Raw genomic sequence first — 18,479 nt, 5'->3', positions numbered from 1 at the left:
AAGCACATGCTCTAAAATGAAGCATGTGCCTCTTTTCTATTTTTAGCTTTCCTCGGTTAGAAGGCAACTCAACATTCTCTTATAATACAAAGCTGACTACAGTTCAATCGACTCGCCGGCCTCTAATACTTTTCCGCTTTGATCATCAAGAAGCTCAATAAATTCATGGGGATCCTGTTTAATTGGCGGGAATGTATTAAAATGAATTGGTACCACTGTTTTTGCCTGCAATAATTTGGCTGCATAAGCAGCATCTTCAGGGCCCATCGTAAAATTATCCCCAATCGGCAAAAATACTACATCGATAGGATGACGCTCCCCAATTAGCTTCATATCTGAGAATAAAGCTGTGTCTCCCGCATGATATACGGTCTTTCCTTCTGCCATAAACAGCACTCCGGCTGGCATCCCCAAATAAATAATTTGCTGGTCATCCGTAATGTACCCTGTTCCGTGGATAGCTTGCGTTAACTTCACTTTCCCAAAATCAAATTCATAAGCTCCGCCAATGCTCATTCCATGGGTCTTGACTCCTTGCCAGCCTAAATAGGCAGCAAGCTCTGCATTCCCAATTACTAACGCATCATTCTTTTTTGCTATTTCAACTGTATCACCTAAATGATCGCCATGGCCATGTGTGACAATGATGACATCTGCTTTTACATCTTCAGCTTTTAAATCTGTTAGTTCATTCCCATTAATAAAAGGATCGATAAGAATCGTTTTTCCATTTGTTTCAATCTTCACGATTGAATGTCCATGATATGATACTTTCAAGATCAACACTCCTTAACATTTTCTTCATTCACTACTTCCACATAGTTGCTATTCCCTTTTTCTATATCCATTATGTAACGAAAAATATAAATTCAGTGAAAATCCCCTTGTAACATGAATTATAAATTTCATCGACATCTCTCTAGGTTCTTGATATTTACTTTTCCTTTATTAGTTGCTACTCTCATAGTAAGGACGATAAGGGAGGTACATATATGAATACAAAGTTACATAGTGTTTCTGAGTGGATGAAAGAGAATGATATCCAGTTTAGCTTTATCACTTCATCTGAAAATGTTTTTTATTTGAGCGGTTTTTTCAGTGATCCGCATGAACGGTTACTGGGACTTGCTGTTTTCCAAGATGCAGAGCCATTTCTCGTCTGCCCTGCCATGGAAATAGAAGACGCTAAACAAGCAGGCTGGAACCATGAAATCATAGGTTATAGCGATATTGAAAATCCTTGGGAGAAAGTTCACCAGGCAGTAAAGAAACGAGTTGCTCACATTTCCAGTGCAGCAATTGAAAAAGAGCATATGAATGTTGAACGATATGAAGCCATTACACAAATTTTCAGCGGAGCGCAGTTTGTATCAGCAGAAGATAAGCTCAGAAAGCTTCGGATGGTGAAGGATGAGCAAGAGCTTGAAATCATCAGAGAAGCATGTGCTTTAGCCGACTATGCTATTGAAGTGGGCTGCTCGGAGATTGCTGAAGGAAAAACAGAGCTTGATGTATTAGCAGCAATAGAGTATGCACTCAAGAAAAAAGGTGTCAACGAAATGTCCTTTTCAACCATGGTTCTAACCGGAGCTAACGGTGCCTCGCCACATGGCACACCGGGCATGACTCAGATGAAAAAGGGTGATCTTGTTCTTTTCGACTTAGGTGTTGTATGGAAAGGATACTGCTCTGATATTACAAGAACCGTTGCATTCGGTGATATCAATGATAAGCAAAAAGAGATCTATGATACCGTACTAAAAGCACAGCTGGCTGCAGTAGAAGCCAGTAGACCCGGCATGACAGCTGCTGATATTGATTTAACAGCACGGAATATTATTGGAGAAGCTGGCTATGGAGAATATTTCCCACACCGATTAGGTCATGGACTTGGAATCAGTGTACATGAATATCCATCCTTAACTGAGACCAATCCGCTTCAGCTTGAAAAAGGAATGGTCTTTACTATTGAACCAGGCATCTACGTACCAGGAGTCGCAGGCGTGAGAATTGAAGATGACCTGGCAGTTACTGAGAATGGGGTAGAAGTTTTAACTAAATTTCCAAAGGAATTGCAAATAATTTAGTATCCAGAATATAATAGCATTCTGCAAAAAAAGCCATCATTTTAAGAATGACGGCTTTTTTGCATTGACATACTCCCTCTATTAGCTGGAGAAACTTTTTAGTGACGTTTTTTCTTATTATGTTTTTGAATTTGTTCTTCTGAATAGTCAATTACACCGCTATTATAAGCGTTTGTAATTTGCTCACTAACTTCGTTTGTACCTTTTTCATCCATCTCGTAATAAGATTGATTATTTGCATCCTGTTTTTTCATTTGTATCGCTCCTTTTTTAAGTTCTCCATATATTGTTCGATTTTTTGTTAGAGTTATACAAGTTTTGGGTATGTATAAATTAGGCAAAGGAGGAGAAATTTTATGACTATGAATTATGAAAATATACTAGTTGCTGTAGATGGTTCGCCTGAAGCAGATTGGGCTTTTAGAAAAGCAATAGAAATAGCAAAGAGGAATAATGCAAAGATCATCGTAGCCCATATTGTTGATACACGCACATATGCTAATGTTGAAGCCTACGACCGCGGCGTTGCAGACCGTGCGAATGAATACGCAGAAGAACTAATGGAAAAATACAGAAAGGCTGCATTAGAAGCAGGTGTCAAAGAAGTTACTTATGAAATTGATTTTGGCTCACCTAAAGTTAAGGTGCCAAAAGAGATGGCTAAAAATCATAATGTCGACTTAATTATCTGTGGAGCAACAGGAATGAATGCAGTTGAACGATTCCTTATTGGCAGCGTTTCTGAGCATATAGCTCGTTATGCGGAATGTGATGTTTTAGTTGTTCGGACAAAAAAAGAAGCTGAATAAATTGTTAATGAAACGAAGCACTTGCCGCTTCATGACAAGAGCACGCTGTTATAAAACAGCGTGCTCTTCTTTATGTTTTAATATTGTTTTTGCTTTTTCTATGGCTGCCTCTACTTGTTTAAAGCCTGTTCCTCCTGCGCTGTTCCGTCTTTGAACCGCATTAGCAGGGTCAAGCACCTCATAAATATCTTCGTTAAATTGAGGATGAGCATTTTTATACTCTTCAAGTGGAAGATCTCCAAGATAACAGCCTTTCTCAACACATAACAGAACTAATTTACCTACTATTTCATGTGCTTCCCTGAAAGGAATTCCTTTATCAGAAAGATAATCAGCAAGTTCCGTAGCATTTGAAAAGTCTGTTTTCGTCGCCTTTTCCATTTGCTGCTTCTTCACCTTCATTGTACTTACCATTCCAGCAAAGATTTTTAATGAACCTGCTACCGTTTTAACTGTATCAAACATGCCTTCTTTATCTTCCTGCATATCTTTGTTGTATGCCAGCGGCAAGCCCTTTAAAACTGTGAGCAAACCAACTAAATTACCATAGACACGACCTGTTTTCCCGCGAATTAATTCCGCCATATCAGGATTTTTCTTCTGAGGCATTATGCTGCTTCCTGTTGCAAAGCTATCGTCAAGTTCAATGAATTGAAACTCCTGTGAAGACCAAAGAATAAATTCTTCACTTAAGCGGGACAAGTGCATCATTAAGATTGAACTATTTGATAAGAATTCGAGAATAAAATCACGGTCACTTACCGCATCAAGACTATTTTCGTAAATCCCATCAAATCCGAGTAAATCTGCTGTTTGCAGGCGGTCGATCGGAAATGTTGTTCCTGCAAGCGCACCAGCTCCAAGCGGAGATATATTTATGCGCTTTAAGCTCTCGATTAAGCGTTCTTTATCACGCTGCAGCATCCAAAAATAAGCCATTAAATGGTGCCCGAAAGATATAGGCTGTGCTCTTTGAAGATGCGTATAGCCAGGCATCAATGTTTCAACATGTTCTTCAGCCTTTTCTAACAGTGCCTTTTGCAGCTCTTCAACGAATTGAATGATTTGCCCAACTTCACTGCGCAAGTATAAGTGCATATCTGTAGCAACCTGATCATTACGGCTTCTTGCTGTATGAAGCTTTCCGCCTACAGGACCAACGATGTCTGTCAGCATGCTTTCGAGGTTTAAATGGATATCCTCCAGCTTCACAGAATATTGCAATTCTCCCTGCTCTGCCTTTTGTTTAAGCACGTTTAGTCCATCCTTAATTTTAGCAGCTTCATCTTCTGAGATAATGCCAGTGGAGGCAAGCATAGTAACATGCGCTATACTGCCTTCAAGATCCTCCTGCACCAGTTCCTGATCAAATGATATGGATGCACCAAACTCATCTACCCATTCTTCAGCAGATTTAGTAAATCTGCCTCCCCAAAGCTTTTTCACACTGTCACCTTCTTCTCTTTTTGAACAATGCTCTGTACTTTTGTTGGAAGTCCCCAAAGCTGAATGAAACCAACAGCTGCATTGTGGTCAAATTCATCATCAGATGTATAGGTTGCAAGCTTCTCATCGTATAAAGAATACGGTGACTTTCTGCCTTCAATAATGGCATGGCCTTTAAAGAGCTTTACTCTTACCGTTCCAGTAACATATGTTTGTGTTTCCTCAAGAAATGCAAGCAGTGCATCCTTTAGCTGTGAAAACCACAATCCTTCATAAATTAATTCAGCAATTTTCTTTTCAATGACAGGTTTAAAATGAGCAACCTCTTTTACGAGTGTTAAATCTTCAAGCTCTTTATGAGCTTTAATTAGCGTCATAGCACCAGGACACTCATAAACTTCACGAGATTTAATGCCCACAAGACGATTTTCAACATGATCAATACGGCCAACACCATGTTTTCCAGCTAAGAAATTCAATTCTAAGATCAGCTCAGAAAGTGAATATTTTTTACCGTTTAGGCTAACAGGCACACCTTTTTCAAAACCGATTTCAACTATATCTGCTTGATCTGGAGCATGTTCCAAACTGGATGTCAGTTCATATGCATCTTCAGGAGGAGCTGCCCAAGGATCTTCTAAAATTCCGCACTCATTGCTTCTGCCCCATAAATTTTGATCAATGGAATAAGGAGAATCCAGATTAATCGGAATTGGAATATTTTTTTGTTTTGCATACTCAATTTCTTCTTCGCGCGACCATTTCCATTCACGAACTGGCGCAAGTACTTTCAGTTCAGGATTTAATGCTTGAATAGCTACTTCAAAGCGAACCTGATCATTTCCTTTTCCTGTACATCCATGCGCAACCGCTACTGCCCCTTCTTTTTCTGCAACCTCTACCAGCTTTTTAGCTATTAAAGGTCTTGAAAGGGCCGATACAAGCGGATACTTATTTTCATAAAGTGCATGGGCTTTAAGTGCCACTAAAGCAAACTCATTTGCAAATTCTTCTTTTGCATCAATTACATATGAAGAAACAGCACCAACCTTAAGTGCTTTCTCCTTAATAAAGTCTAGATCTTTTCCTTCACCCACATCCAAGCAGCAGGCAACTACTGAATAACCTTGGTCTCCGAGCCATTTAATTGCAACTGAAGTATCTAATCCGCCTGAATAGGCAAGAACTATTTTTGGATTTGTCATTGTTTAAATCCCCTTTCAATTTATACGTATAAATATACAGTTTTATATATTTTTATTCATTTATTATGCTATTACTTTATCAATCTTTTATATAAAAATCAATACATATTCACTCGATTGAATAAAAATTAAATATTCTGTATTTGTATACTCACCGAAATATCCTCAAATGAAATACTGGGACATTTAAAATAGAACGGGACAAAAATAAAAAGATCATAATAAAATATACAAATAATAAAGCTGTCAACGCAGGAATCGAGTGGGGTCCTCCGCTCCATTTCACTCATGTTTAGAAATATTAAATCTTAAACAAATAAAAAACCAAATGATTGGAAAGTTTCACTTCCAAATCATTCGGTTCTGTGTTGTGTTAAATACTTATGTCCAGCCTCACTCGATTCTATTACTCGCTTGAATACTATGTCCGATCCTCTTATTAACTCGTAGTAAGCTCTATTTTGCTTTTAAGCTAAAAGCTCCGCTTATCCGGTCTTTTCTTTATAAATCTTTTTTCAATTCACGCACTACATGACCTAATTCAGGCAAAATGAGTTTGTTCATGGCCAATTTCACGGCGCCAGTTGAGCCTGGTGTAGAAAATATGGCTTTGTTTTGAAGTACTCCTGCAGAGGCACGTGAAAGAATGGCAGCCGATCCGATATCTTCTTGATAGCTGAGCAGACGAAAAAGCTCGCCAAAACCAGTTATTTCTTTTTCATAAAGTGCAGAGATGGCCTCGATTGTTACATCTCTTTTGGCGATTCCTGTTCCCCCATTTGTTAAGATCACATCAATATCAGGGGAATTACACCCTTTTTTTACTTCATCTGCAATAGAAGCAGCATCATCTTTGACAATGACATAGTCAACAATTAGATGGCCGTTATCTTTAAGGAGATCATTCATAAGCTGTCCGCTCTTATCTGTTTCCTTTGTACGTGTATCACTAACCGTAATGATCTTACATTTTACTATTTTGGGTGCTTCCATTTTATGCTCGAGCTGGCTCATCCTCATTCACCTTTTCCGTTTAGGTATTTAAGCTGATAGTATTTATGTGCAAAGTCTGTGACTTTTGCTGTTAATACATAGTTCGCACCTGCGCCAATTGCCATGCTGGCAAAAGGAATGCCCTGGATTGATTTTTTTCTGAGAAGCAGGATTAACAGCCCTTTCAAAACCTGCTGAATTGGCTGGTTCATCCAAGAAACATCTGTTAAATCTTCTTTTCCTTCGTAAAAATAACGTTCTTCTTCATCACTATTCAAATCTGCCTTTAACTCTTCCCATATAGCGGGCTGCAGACGTGCTGGAAGTAATGCGGAATGAAAAACTTTAAGTGAGTTCATCATTTCATATGGTGTATTTACTTCAAAACCATATGTCATTGCAATTAATTGCACGGCTCTTAAATTAATGACAGCCATGGCCGGCAGATCCGTGCCAAGCATGATCGCACTTCCTGTACCAGTAAGACCGCCTTGTGCAAGTGAATAGATCCGATGCCTTGAAATTTGCTGCTGAGCTATGTATTGAAGCTGGTCGATGGTCAATAAACGTAAATCTTCTACCTTTTCAATATTAGGATTATAAATTCTGCCTGCGCTTAAGATGCGTTCCTTTGCATCCAGCTGCAGCTGTGATCCTTGAATCAATGCATGTAAATGAAATAGCCAATTATCTAAAGAGGCAAAAAACTGCTGCTGTATTTCTTCAGGAAGCATAGAGAATGAACGTTCCAAATACTTATCATATGTAAGCATAAAATCATTTGGTTCGTAGCTATACAATTTCTCTTCCCATTCAAGAATTGAATTTAGTACCCTCTGCTCACTGGCTGTCAATGACATGATTCATCCCTCCGAAACCATTTTTCTTCTAATACCCCCAGTATAGCATAGCATGATAGCAGAATTCCTCTCCTGTAAAAGGAGAAGAGAGCGATTGCAGCAGACGCACAAAAAAAAGGGAACCCCGTCCAGTCAATGATCGTCTGGCGGATTCCCCTAATACATAAAGAATTACTTCGCTAATCTTACAACGTCACGTGCAATCATTACTTCCTCATCCGTAGGGATGACCATAACTTTTACAGGTGAATGCGGATAGCTGATGAATGCTTCCTTGCCTCGTACTTGGTTAAGTGCAGGGTCGAAGTATACACCCATGAATTCAAGTCCCTGAAGAACTTTTTCACGGATAACGTCACTGTTTTCACCAATACCAGCTGTGAAAATAATAGCATCTACACCATACATTCTTGCAGCATATGAACCGATATATTTATGAATTCTGTCTGCAAATACTTGTAGAGCTAGCTCAGCTCTTTCATTGCCTTCATTAGCTTGAACTTCAATATCACGAAGGTCGCTTGAGAAGCCGGAAACGCCAAGCATACCACTCTTTTTATTTAAAACATCAAGTACTTCTTCAGCTGTTTTTTCTGTTTTTTCCATGATGAATGGAATTAACGCAGGATCGATGTTACCGGATCTTGTTCCCATTGTCACCCCTGCAAGAGGTGTAAAGCCCATTGATGTATCGATTGATTTTCCGCCTTCAATAGCTGCAATACTTGCACCATTTCCTAGGTGGCAGGAAATAAGGCGAAGCTGTTCAATCGGACGGCCAAGCATTTCTGCAGCACGTTCTGATACATATTTATGTGAAGTACCGTGGAAACCATATTTACGGATTCCATACTCTGTGTAGTAATCATATGGCAAGCTGTATAAAAATGAAGCTTCAGGCATTGTCTGGTGGAATGCTGTATCAAAAACAGCTACAGCCGGTACATTTGGAAGAACTTGCTGGAACGCTTTAATTCCTGTAATATTTGCAGGATTATGTAAAGGTGCAAGCTCTGAAAGATCGCTAATTTTAGCAAGAACTTCTTCAGTAATTAATGCTGAATCTGGAAATTCTTCTCCGCCATGAACGACGCGGTGGCCAATTCCTTCAATTTCGTCTAATGATTGAATGATTCCAAGTGAAGTTAATTTATCAAGAAGGATTTTTACAGCTACTGCATGATCAGGAATATCTGTAACCTCTTTCACTTTTTCACCATTCACTGTAATATTAAACACTGCATTATCTAAGCCAATTCTCTCAATTAGACCTTTTGTAATTACTTCTTCAGTAGGCATTTCAAACAATTGAAATTTCAATGATGAACTGCCGGCATTAATTGCAATAATTTTTGCCATTTTGTCCGCTCCTTTATAAACTGCGTTTACATACAAATATAGTCTGCTCAACGCTGATCATTTATATCTCTCAATTTCTCATTTAATCATTGCTTTCCGTTTTTTTCAAGGCAAGTACAAATTGTTATCGTTTACATTATAAAAGTAATTTTATTCTGATAATTATCAGAAATTTAGTTTCATTTTAACTACAGAATATTCTCGTTAATGATTAGTCCTTATAAGGAGTTAACACTATATAAACACTAGAAAAAAAAGCCGGCAATGCCGGCTTTTATCCTACTTATTTTCTTTAATCCATTCATTCACTTGCGTAAGGATCCGGTCAACTGCCTGAGCTTTTGAAAGGCTTGGCAGATTAACTAGTAATGCCTCTTTAGGCGGCTTTACATTTTCACCTTTCTTTTGCAGGATCAAGATGCTTTTTGCAGCTTGTTCATTTTTAAATAGAGTTAACGGCAGTTGAAAGAGTCCTTGTATGATGGCATTCTCTTTTAAATACTCGTGAAGTTTTCCTGCCTGCTGACTTTCGAAAAGGCCGTTTGGTACGAGCAAAAATAAATAGCCGCCCTCTTTCACATGATTCACACTTTGCTCAATAAAGAGGTGATGTGCATATGCATGTCCTTCATCTGCTTTTAACTTATATTCAGCAGCTCTTACATCATTCGGATAGTAGCCTACCGGCAAATCACAAATTACAGCATCAGCAAGTTCGGTAAATAAAGGCTCTAACGCATCTTGGTTAAAAAATTGAATCGGATGCTCCTGCAGATTTGCATTAATATAAGCTAGCTTAATTAAGATGTCATCAATCTCCACACCCGTTGCTTCAATTGTACGATTATGCATATGATTTATGACAGTTGTCAACAGGTTCCCTGTCCCCACGGCTGGATCAAGCAGATGAATTTCTTTGCCGCTTAAAAACTTATCAGCTAAATAGCCCATGAACATCCCAATCGAATCTGGTGTCATTTGATGATTCTGCTGAATGTTTTGCTTCATCCCTTTTAAGATAGCAAGCTGAAACGATTTTCTTATTTCCTCGGAACTGAAGCGATCAAGCTGAATGGAATCATAGCTTTTACGGAGCCTTTTCACACTCAGCTCACTAAGTTCCTCTTGCAGTATGCTTCCGTGAAACAAGTTTTCCCCTGTTTCAGCTAATGCTTCTAAATATGTACAATCAAATTCCTCTTGCATAATGGTGGCTGTTTCATTAAAAACAGTAAATAATTCCTCCACCGGTGCTAAGTTATTCAATCCTCTTTCCCCCGTTCTATAAAATCATCATCTATTAGATGAAGCTATATTATCACAAGTTTGAACGAAACCTGCCATCATTTATACCATTTTAATTAAATTATACGATTGGCGAGCCTGCAAAAGGAGAAACAGTTTAGCCAAAAGCAGTAAAAAGCCCCGCTAGGCACGGGGCTGTCTATCTTATTTTGCTTATTTTGCTGCTTTTGCTGCTTCAATTGCAGCATCATAGTCAGGGTGATCTGTTGCTTCGCTTACGTATTCCACATATGTCACTTCGTCATTAGAATCAACTACAAATACCGCTCTTGCTAAAAGACGGAGTTCTTTTATAGCTACGCCATACGCTTCCCCAAAAGAAAGGTCACGGTGGTCAGATAGCGTTTGTACTTGCTCAATACCTGCTGCTGCACACCAGCGCTTCTGTGCAAATGGAAGATCAACACTAACTGTTAATACTTTTACATTGCCCAGTTCTGCTGCTGCTTCGTTGAAACGGCGTGTTTGTGCATCACATACTCCAGTATCAATGGATGGTACTACACTAATTAATCTAACCTGTCCTTTTGAATCTGCAAGTGTAACAGGAGATAAATCATTGGCAAGCACTGTAAATTCAGGAGCTTTGTCTCCAACCTTAACCTCTTGTCCTAACAGAGTAACAGGACCGCCTTTAAATGTAATAGAAGCCATAATTAAATCCTCCCTTTTGTGTTATGTACAGTGTAAATCATAGCTTTTCGGCTGTGGTTTTGCAAAGAAAAAGATTCTTGATTCAATAAAAAACTTGCCGTCCAGCCATTAAAAAAGCTAACTTCGAAGATCATGAAGTTAACTCTTTTTTTTATACTAAAATTGTAAATCTTCTTTAGGACCGTTATAGGCTTGATTTTGGTTTTGACTTTGATTCTGGCTTTGCTGCCCATTGCCAGATTGATTCTGGGCATCCTTTTTATTAAACATTTGCTGAATTTTTTCAACTGCTTGAGGTGCCAGGTCAATGATTTTCTCGTATAGATGGGTGCTTTCATCTAAGTGAACCATTTTCACTTCATGTGCATTTACGATTAGGAAAGCAATCGGTGTAATGGAAACACCGCCACCGCTACCGCCGCCAAAAGGATGCGTTTTTGTTTCTCCTTGGCCGCCGCTTTTATCTTCAAGCTTAAATTCACTTCCGCCGGCTGCAAAACCAAAACCTACTTTTGATACAGTTAAAATAACACTGCCATCCGGTGTTTCTACCGGGTCACCAATGATGGTGTTTACATCAATCATTTCCTTAAGATTTTCCATTGCAGTAGTCATCAAGCCTTGAATTGGATGTTCAGACATTTACTGCGCCTCCTAACTAAACAGTATTGGTTTTATCATCAGATAAGACAGATAATGGCTTGGTTCGAAAGTCTGCCATTCCGCCTTTCCAATATTTAATCAGTTTAATTCCTGCCACCATAGCATGCCCGATCCGAAAATGAAACATACATGTTAAAGCGGTTTGTGATACAGCAAATTGAAATTGAGGCGTTATCGTAACATCCGGTATTGCTTTCAGACGAAAATAATGGCTGATAAATCCAAGCAAACTTCCTTTAACACTCCAAAATGCACCGGTGATCATGCCCGTCAAGGCGGCATCTCCTACACCAACCAGAGTATGCCAGGATAAAGTTTTAATCGTGATTTTCTTGAGAAAAGATTGAATGATTTTATATAACGAAACAACATGATGTAATATTTCTTTTGTATCATGCAGACTATCAAGCAATGTATCGGCAGAATATTCCTTCGTATCTTTGCTCGTTTGATTCTCATTTGGTCCTGCAGCCGTTTTCTCTTTCACAACAAGAGTTGGTGAATCTTCTGCTATTTTAACGAGCGGAATATCAATTTTATATTTAATTAATCCATACCATGCCCTAAATTCAAGCTTCATATGATTTTGATCTTTATTATGATACAAATGAAAATACACCTTTACTCTTGTAAAGATGATCAGGAGCAGGAGAAATAGTAGAATACCAGTAATAATCAGCAGCCACTTCACTTCATTCACAGCCTTTCAGCCGCAAGTATGGCCAAATTCAGGCAAAAATAAACCTGCTGGGTATAATCACCAGCAGGTTTTGTCATCTTATTTTTCATGTACCACTGTTGTATCGACGAAAAGATCATGTAATCCTTGTTTTTTTGGCAGAAAAGCTACGATGACATATAACACAATGATATATCCAGAAATGAAACGGCCAATCCATTCTCTAAAGAGAACCGTATTCCATGATAGTTTTTCTCCATTTAACTGAACTACCTTTAAACCAAAAATCATTTTTCCTAATGTCTGACCGAAAAACTTGGTCATAAGGACAAAATATAAGTAAAAGGTCAGCGCTGTTGCAATGGTCATCATTGAAAATAGCCCTGTTTCATATAGAGGTAAATCCAGCAATCTAAATAGCGGATTAATTAAGAGACGATCAATGCTCCCTATTACGATTATATCGGCTAAGTACGCCCAAAACCGCATCCAAAATCCGGCAAATCGTATGTGACCAGTTTGCTGAATTGCCATGGCAGAAGAGTGCGTGCTTTCATCTGCTGAAGGATACTCATCTGTTTGAGCATGTATTTCATTTTTTTCAAGTTCTGCATCCAAACGTTTGTCATCAGTCATGAGAACACCTCCTATTCAGCATATAAGTACATGAGGCGTGGTGAGTGAGTATGCGATAATAGATTCACAAGGCCCGCCATTTCTGTCTCAGGACCAGCAAACTTTTGCACTCCCATGCTTAACAAAGAGCCAAAGCCAACGTTATCAGCATATTGAACAACTTGCGCCCCGCCTAGATCATAATCATCTTCCATCTGCTGTATAACATCATCGAGATAGCCAAATCCATCGATTAAATTTAATTCAAGTGCTTGACGGCCATCATAAATTCTTCCATCCGCAATCTCCCTGACCTCTGCTTCTGTCATCTCACGTCCTTCTGAGATTACTTTTACAAAGCCATCATAGGAGTTATCAATCATATCCTGCAATATGCTCCGTTCCGCTTCGGTCATTTCTCTTGTGGAACTCATAATGTCCTTATATTCCCCGCTTTTGATTGTGACGAAATCCACTCCAAGGTTTTCAGCAAGTCCCGAGAAATTATAGCCTTGCATGATAACACCTAAAGAACCTGTCATTGTTTCTGCACTGGCAAAGATCTTATCTGCAGGAGCAGAAATGTAATATCCGCCAGAAGCAGCCATAGATCCCATTGATATGTATACCGGTTTTTCTGTTTCTTCCTGAATTTCAACGATCTTGTCATGGATTTCTGCACTTTCCACAACACCGCCGCCTGGGGTATTCACACGAAGAATAATTCCCTCTACGCTGTTATCCTCTTTCACAAAATCCAGCTTTTTCATAAATGATTGATGATTATAACCTGTTGCCCCCAATAAAGAGCCTGCTTCACCTGTATCCTGAATCGTCCCATTCAAATTTAACACCGCAATTTTATTCATTGCATTGCCTTCTTCGATCACTTCTTCAGCAAATGGATCTGAAGCAGAAGTGAACATCTCTGCCAAAGAGCTCTCTGCATCTCTAAACGTGAACAATAAACTGCTGACGACGGAAAAGCCAAAAAGAAACACTGCAATACCTATAGCTGCCCAGCGTTTTCCATTCATACATAAAAACCTCCCTTTTAATAGCTAGTAACTCATACGAACGAAACTTTAAAAATGTTTCAAAAACATGTAAACTGGAAATGACAACACTATGATAACAAAATAAGGTTTACTTAGTAAAAGAATCACTACTCTATTTATACTAGTCTGGAGGAATAATGATGACAGCTCGCCGTAATATGTATTTCTACCATAAGCAGGATTCGAAGACATTAGAGATGGTTCAACCTCTTTACGATTTGGCAAAAGAGAATGGTTTTCATGTTTTAAGTGAGCCTGCCGACGCTAATATTATTGTCAGTATTGGCGGGGACGGATCGTTCTTACAAGCTGTGAGAAAAACAGGTTTTAGAGATGATTGCCTTTATGCAGGTATTTCAACAACTGGAAGCTTGAGCATGTATTGTGATTTCCAAATAGACGATATAGACAAAATGATAGAGGCCGCGCAAAGTGAAAATATTGAGGTTCGCCGCTACCCGACTATTGAAGTTTCGGTTGATGATGAGGCATCCTTTTACTGTTTGAATGAATATACCATTCGCTCTTCCATTGTTAAAACCTTTGCGATGGACGTGCTGATTGATGATCTTCATTTTGAAACATTCAGAGGAGATGGCATGATTGTATCTACGCCTACAGGCAGTACTGCTTACAATAAATCTGTAACTGGTGCAGTCGTAGATCCGATGATTCCTTGTCTGCAAGTAAGCGAACTTGCTTCACTTAACAACAATACGTATCGTACACTCGGCTCTTCTTTTATCCTGAGTGAAAATCGCAGACTTACCTTAAACGTGATTCAGGACGGTAATGACCATCCTGTGATGGCCATGGACAACGAAGCAATGAGTGTTCAGCATGTACAAAAAATTGACGTAAAACTAAGCGGCAAGGAAATAAAAACCGTTAAACTAAAAGACAACTCCTTCTGGGAGAAAGTAAAAAGAACGTTCTTATCATAATTGAGATAGGGGGAGGCGATTAACCTCCATTTATCCCTCTCACACCACCGTACGTACGGTTCCGTATACGGCGGTTCCGATTAAGTCGAACGCTGTAAGTCATATCTAGCAGAAATACTTTTTAACCCAAGGGAAAGCCAGTAGGCGTTCCCTAATGTTTTATGAAGAATTGGACTTTTGGATATCCTCCAATCAGCCTTTCTTGTATTTCCCCATTCATATGCTTTCCCTTTCGAAACCCCTAGTTTAATAAGTTTCTTGACCTTCGTTTGGGGAAGTTTCCATTCCTTCCATCGAATCATTCTTAACCTTCGAGTAAGCCATCCTTCGAGTTTTGCGATTACTGAACGGGTATCTGCTAAATGATAATAATTAACCCATCCCACTAGATATTGGTTAAGGTTATGAATCCTATCTTCCATGGCAATTGACCTTCGTCTGCTTGTAAGCTTTCTTATTTTATCTTTAAACCGTTTAACTGATTGGGGAGATATTCTCACCTTCGGTTTTAGATTACTTGTAAAACTGAACCCAAGAAATTTCCTTTTCCAGGGGCGGTCTACAGCACTTTTATCCTTGTTAACCTCCAGTTTAAGATACCTCTCGATAAAATGGGTCATTGCCTTCATAACTCTTTCTCCAGCGCTTTTAGATTTCACATAGATATTACAATCATCGGCGTAGCGGACAAAGCGATGTCCTCTGCGCTCCAGTTCTTTATCCAGTTCATCCAACACAATATTCGAAAGTAAAGGGCTTAAAGGTCCACCTTGCGGTGTCCCCTCAAGGTTAGGACTGACAAGTCCGCCTTCCATAACCCCAGAGGTTAAGAACCGTCTTATTAGTTTGAGGAGAGTATTATCCTTTATCCTCATCGCTAATTTACTCATTAATCTATCGTGGTTAACCTTGTCAAAGAACTTTTCAGGGTCAATGTCGACTACCCATCGATAACCCTCTTCTATATAGCTTTGGGCTAATTTAACAGCCTGGTGCGCTCGCCTGTTAGGGCGAAAGCCGACGCTACATTCAGCGAACCTAGGGTCATACATTCTGGTAAGCACTTGGGTGATTGCTTGTTGAATGAAACGGTCTGTCACGGTTGGGATTCCCAGTTTCCTCTTCCCTTTGCCGTCTGGTTTCGGGATTTCGACTCGACGGACGGGGGATGGGCTATAGGTTCCCTCGAAGAGGGCTTTTCGCAGTTCGCTCCAGTTGAGCATAATATGTCCACGAAGAGCAGTGACGGGCATTTCGTCCACTCCATGTTTTCCCTTATTCTTTTCTACTCTTTTAATCGCATTAAGTAGGTTTTCCCGTGACATGCTTCGTTCCATTAACATTGATATAACCTCCCGCGTATATAGGTGTTCTGTTGGTGTCCTTTTCATTCTCCACCCTGTTTAATGACCCCCGCGGATTCACCGTTTCTTTCATTAAACAGGTACTATGTTTTCTGTTTCATCGAATGGAAAGATACGCCTAGTTCCTATTTTCCATAACCGGTTCAGCCCTTCCTTATCCTCTTAAGCGAATAAGTACTATGGCTTCTACTGACGCCTGTCGTTCAACTTATCCTCACGGATAGGCTTACCGCATGAGTACGGCATATCGACAGGTTCTCCCCGGGTCAGAGTACAGACTTTCCTTCCATGTCTCCGCCTCATTTACTATGTGACACCTTTGGCAGTATAGACTTTGTCTTGTATTGCAGACTCACCCAATGTCATCTAGCCTCATATGAGATTCGTGTTCCTCAGAGCGGAAGTTTGCCGCCGACTTCCTTCAGATAGGAGGGTCACCCCGCATATCCTTGTCTTAAGCTACGGCTACTACTGCCTTCGCCGTTCGGGACTCGCACCCTAGAGCCTGCACCCATGCCGGGCACACAAATCGAGTAGGAGGGGGTGACTAACCCCCGACCTCTCACACCACCGTACGTACCGTTCGGTATACGGCGGTTCAATTAAGTTTGACGTAGAAATTCATATCTTTGATATAGACTTTTGAGCCCTTGATTACTCCAATAAGAGTTATTGAGGGTTTTGTTTAGAACCGGACTAGAGGCTATTCTCCAATATCTCTTTCTGGAGTTTCCCCATTCGTATGCCTTTTGGTCTGGAACACCTAAGCCCTTGAGTTTTCTTACTCTTGTCCCCGGATTCTTCCATTGTTTCCATTCAATCATACGAAGTCTTCTCCTAATCCACTCATCAAATTCTTTAAATTTGCTTGGTGTATCGGCTAATGCAAAATATCCACACCATCCCGTTAGATATTGATTTAGTTTCTCAATTCTAACTTCCATGGAAATGGATTTGGAACGGGAGGTTAACTCTCGTATTTTAGCTTTAAGCCTTTTAATACTTTCGTTGGCTATTCGAACCTTCGGTTTCTTATTAATCGTAAAGCTAAAGCCAAGGAACTTTCGTTTCCACGGGCGGTCAACCGCTGTTTTATCCCTGTTCACTTTGAGCTTTAGTTTCTGCTCAATAAAACATGTAATCGAGTTCATCACACATTCTCCAGCTTTCTTCGATTTCATGTAGATATTACAATCATCGGCGTAGCGGACAAACTTGTGACCTCTCCTTTCTAACTCTTTATCAAGCTTATCCAAAAGGATATTCGAAAGAAGAGGGCTCAGGGGACCTCCTTGTGGTGTTCCTTCTTCTGCATCGTAGACTACACCATTTATCATGATTCCTGCTTGGAGATATTTCCGTATTAATTTCAAGACCAATCGGTCTTGGATTCTGCTTGCCAATATCCCCATCAACTTATCATGATTCACTTTGTCAAAGAACTTCTCCAAGTCCATATCAATCACCCATCTATAACCTTCGCTTATGTATCCCCTTGCTTTACGAACAGCGTCATGGCCTCTTCGGCTTGGCCTGAACCCATAACTATGTTCTGAGAAGATTGGGTCAAAAAGTGTGGTTAGAACTTGGGCAATTGCCTGTTGAATGAACCGGTCTGTCACGGTCGGTATTCCTAGTAATCTTAATCCACCGTTCGGTTTCGGGATTTCGACTCGACGGACTGGGTTAGGCTGATAGGTACCCTTCCTTAAAGAGTCACATAGGGTGTCCCAGTTTTCATAGAGATGTCTTCGTAGGGATTTTACGGACATTCCCATCTATGCCGTGACTTCCTTTGTTCTTCTCCACACGTTTAAGTGCTTCTATTAAGTTTTCCCGTGACAGAATCAGATTCATTAACATGTGATATTTCCTTTCGACGTGAACGTAGAAGTCTAATTATGTTATTCCTGCTCCACCCTCATGAAGTCCCCTGTGGATTCACCACTTCCTCCTTCAAGTAAGTCCTTTCGGATTGTCTGCTTCTACACAGGAATTGTATGCCTAGTTCTCGTTCTTCCTAATTGTTCAGTCCTTCCCTTACCGTCTCGAGTAGGTAAGGTACTATGACCTCTGCTGACTTCTGGTTGTTCAGCTATCTATTTCTAGATAGGTTACCAAGTGTACTTGGCGTACCAACCAGACCTCCCCGGGTAAGAGTACAATCTTTCCCTCCATCTATCTGCTCCATTTACTCTGTACCACCTTCGGCAGTAAGGACTTTGTTTTGTCTAGCAAACTCATCCAATGGTACCTAGCCTTGTATGAAGTTCGTGTTCCTCAGACCGGAGGTTTGCCGCTCGCTTCCTTCAGATTCCGCGTCGCCGCGGACACCCTTGCGTTAAGCTAACCACTACTACTGCCTTCGTGGCTCGGGACTTGCACCCTATAGATTGCACCCATGCCGGGCGCACTAGAAAAGTGCCAGGTCAAAGAGA

At 40.0% G+C, this 18,479-nt stretch carries 17 protein-coding genes and 1 pseudogene; 3 read left to right on the top strand and 15 right to left on the bottom strand.

What is annotated here, in order from left to right; genetic code table 11:
- Positions 1-96: 96 nt before the first annotated feature.
- Positions 97-777: a metal-dependent hydrolase gene (locus tag A6754_RS06350; RefSeq protein WP_066443025.1), complete on the bottom strand. Its 681-nt coding sequence runs from the start codon at positions 775-777 to the stop codon at positions 97-99.
- A gap of 215 nt (positions 778-992) precedes the next feature.
- On the opposite strand from A6754_RS06350, the gene A6754_RS06345 reads away from it, so the two are divergent.
- Positions 993-2,087 (top strand): M24 family metallopeptidase, encoded by a 1,095-nt coding sequence (locus tag A6754_RS06345; RefSeq protein WP_066443024.1) that lies wholly within the window; start codon positions 993-995, stop codon positions 2,085-2,087.
- Positions 2,088-2,185: 98 nt separating this feature from the next.
- Here A6754_RS06345 and A6754_RS22910 read toward each other — a convergent pair whose 3' ends face one another.
- On the bottom strand, positions 2,186-2,341 hold the full coding sequence (locus tag A6754_RS22910; protein ID WP_180320195.1) for a hypothetical protein: 156 nt from the start codon (positions 2,339-2,341) through the stop codon (positions 2,186-2,188).
- Between the two features lie 102 nt (positions 2,342-2,443).
- Between A6754_RS22910 and A6754_RS06340 the strand changes: the two genes are divergently transcribed.
- Positions 2,444-2,896: a universal stress protein gene (locus tag A6754_RS06340; RefSeq protein WP_066443023.1), complete on the top strand. Its 453-nt coding sequence runs from the start codon at positions 2,444-2,446 to the stop codon at positions 2,894-2,896.
- A 48-nt stretch (positions 2,897-2,944) separates the two neighbouring features.
- Here the strand turns inward: A6754_RS06340 and argH are convergent, their stop codons facing one another.
- The 11 genes from argH to sppA all read right to left on the bottom strand — a co-directional run bounded on the left by argH (position 2,945) and on the right by sppA (position 13,712).
- A complete protein-coding gene (argH, locus tag A6754_RS06335; protein WP_066443022.1) occupies positions 2,945-4,342 on the bottom strand; it encodes an argininosuccinate lyase in 1,398 nt (465 codons plus the stop codon).
- Entirely contained in the window at positions 4,339-5,547 is a 1,209-nt protein-coding gene (locus A6754_RS06330; protein ID WP_066443021.1) for an argininosuccinate synthase, read from the bottom strand. The genes argH and A6754_RS06330 overlap by 4 nt, the downstream gene beginning before the upstream one ends.
- A gap of 501 nt (positions 5,548-6,048) precedes the next feature.
- Positions 6,049-6,561, bottom strand: a complete 513-nt coding sequence (locus tag A6754_RS06325; protein ID WP_066443020.1) for a MogA/MoaB family molybdenum cofactor biosynthesis protein — start codon at positions 6,559-6,561, stop codon at positions 6,049-6,051.
- A 2-nt stretch (positions 6,562-6,563) separates the two neighbouring features.
- Positions 6,564-7,400 (bottom strand): EcsC family protein, encoded by an 837-nt coding sequence (locus A6754_RS06320; RefSeq protein ID WP_066443019.1) that lies wholly within the window; start codon positions 7,398-7,400, stop codon positions 6,564-6,566.
- 171 nt (positions 7,401-7,571) lie between these two features.
- Positions 7,572-8,759 carry an acetate kinase gene (locus A6754_RS06315; protein ID WP_066443018.1) on the bottom strand — a complete coding sequence of 396 codons (1,188 nt, stop codon included), beginning with the start codon at positions 8,757-8,759 and terminating at the stop codon, positions 7,572-7,574.
- A gap of 279 nt (positions 8,760-9,038) precedes the next feature.
- A complete protein-coding gene (locus tag A6754_RS06310; RefSeq protein WP_343216725.1) occupies positions 9,039-10,025 on the bottom strand; it encodes a class I SAM-dependent methyltransferase in 987 nt (328 codons plus the stop codon).
- Positions 10,026-10,217: 192 nt separating this feature from the next.
- Positions 10,218-10,718 (bottom strand): thiol peroxidase, encoded by a 501-nt coding sequence (gene tpx, locus A6754_RS06305; RefSeq protein WP_066443017.1) that lies wholly within the window; start codon positions 10,716-10,718, stop codon positions 10,218-10,220.
- Between the two features lie 156 nt (positions 10,719-10,874).
- Positions 10,875-11,360, bottom strand: a complete 486-nt coding sequence (gene ytfJ, locus A6754_RS06300) for a GerW family sporulation protein (RefSeq protein WP_066443016.1) — start codon at positions 11,358-11,360, stop codon at positions 10,875-10,877.
- A 16-nt stretch (positions 11,361-11,376) separates the two neighbouring features.
- A complete protein-coding gene (locus A6754_RS06295; protein WP_306806916.1) occupies positions 11,377-12,081 on the bottom strand; it encodes a DUF2953 domain-containing protein in 705 nt (234 codons plus the stop codon).
- A 78-nt stretch (positions 12,082-12,159) separates the two neighbouring features.
- Positions 12,160-12,678 (bottom strand): RDD family protein, encoded by a 519-nt coding sequence (locus A6754_RS06290; RefSeq protein WP_257299093.1) that lies wholly within the window; start codon positions 12,676-12,678, stop codon positions 12,160-12,162.
- 29 nt (positions 12,679-12,707) lie between these two features.
- Positions 12,708-13,712: a signal peptide peptidase SppA gene (gene sppA, locus A6754_RS06285; RefSeq protein ID WP_066443013.1), complete on the bottom strand. Its 1,005-nt coding sequence runs from the start codon at positions 13,710-13,712 to the stop codon at positions 12,708-12,710.
- A gap of 161 nt (positions 13,713-13,873) precedes the next feature.
- On the opposite strand from sppA, the gene A6754_RS06280 reads away from it, so the two are divergent.
- The gene (locus A6754_RS06280; RefSeq protein ID WP_066443012.1) at positions 13,874-14,677 is read left to right on the top strand and encodes an NAD kinase; all 804 of its coding nucleotides are present in this window, start codon (positions 13,874-13,876) and stop codon (positions 14,675-14,677) included.
- 80 nt (positions 14,678-14,757) lie between these two features.
- Here the strand turns inward: A6754_RS06280 and ltrA (A6754_RS06275) are convergent, their stop codons facing one another.
- Together ltrA (A6754_RS06275) and ltrA (A6754_RS06270) are read right to left on the bottom strand one after the other, a co-directional pair.
- Positions 14,758-16,020, bottom strand: a complete 1,263-nt coding sequence (gene ltrA / locus A6754_RS06275) for a group II intron reverse transcriptase/maturase (protein ID WP_066443011.1) — start codon at positions 16,018-16,020, stop codon at positions 14,758-14,760.
- A 623-nt stretch (positions 16,021-16,643) separates the two neighbouring features.
- Positions 16,644-17,904 (bottom strand): annotated as a pseudogene (gene ltrA, locus A6754_RS06270) (group II intron reverse transcriptase/maturase).
- Between the last annotated feature and the right edge of the window lie 575 nt (positions 17,905-18,479).

The organism is Cytobacillus gottheilii, from assembly GCF_001636345.1.
GTDB classification, from domain to species: Bacteria; Bacillota; Bacilli; order Bacillales; family Cytobacillaceae; genus Cytobacillus; species Cytobacillus gottheilii.
Note: the sequence above shows the minus strand (reverse complement) of the source record. Positions and strands in the feature narration are given on the sequence as shown.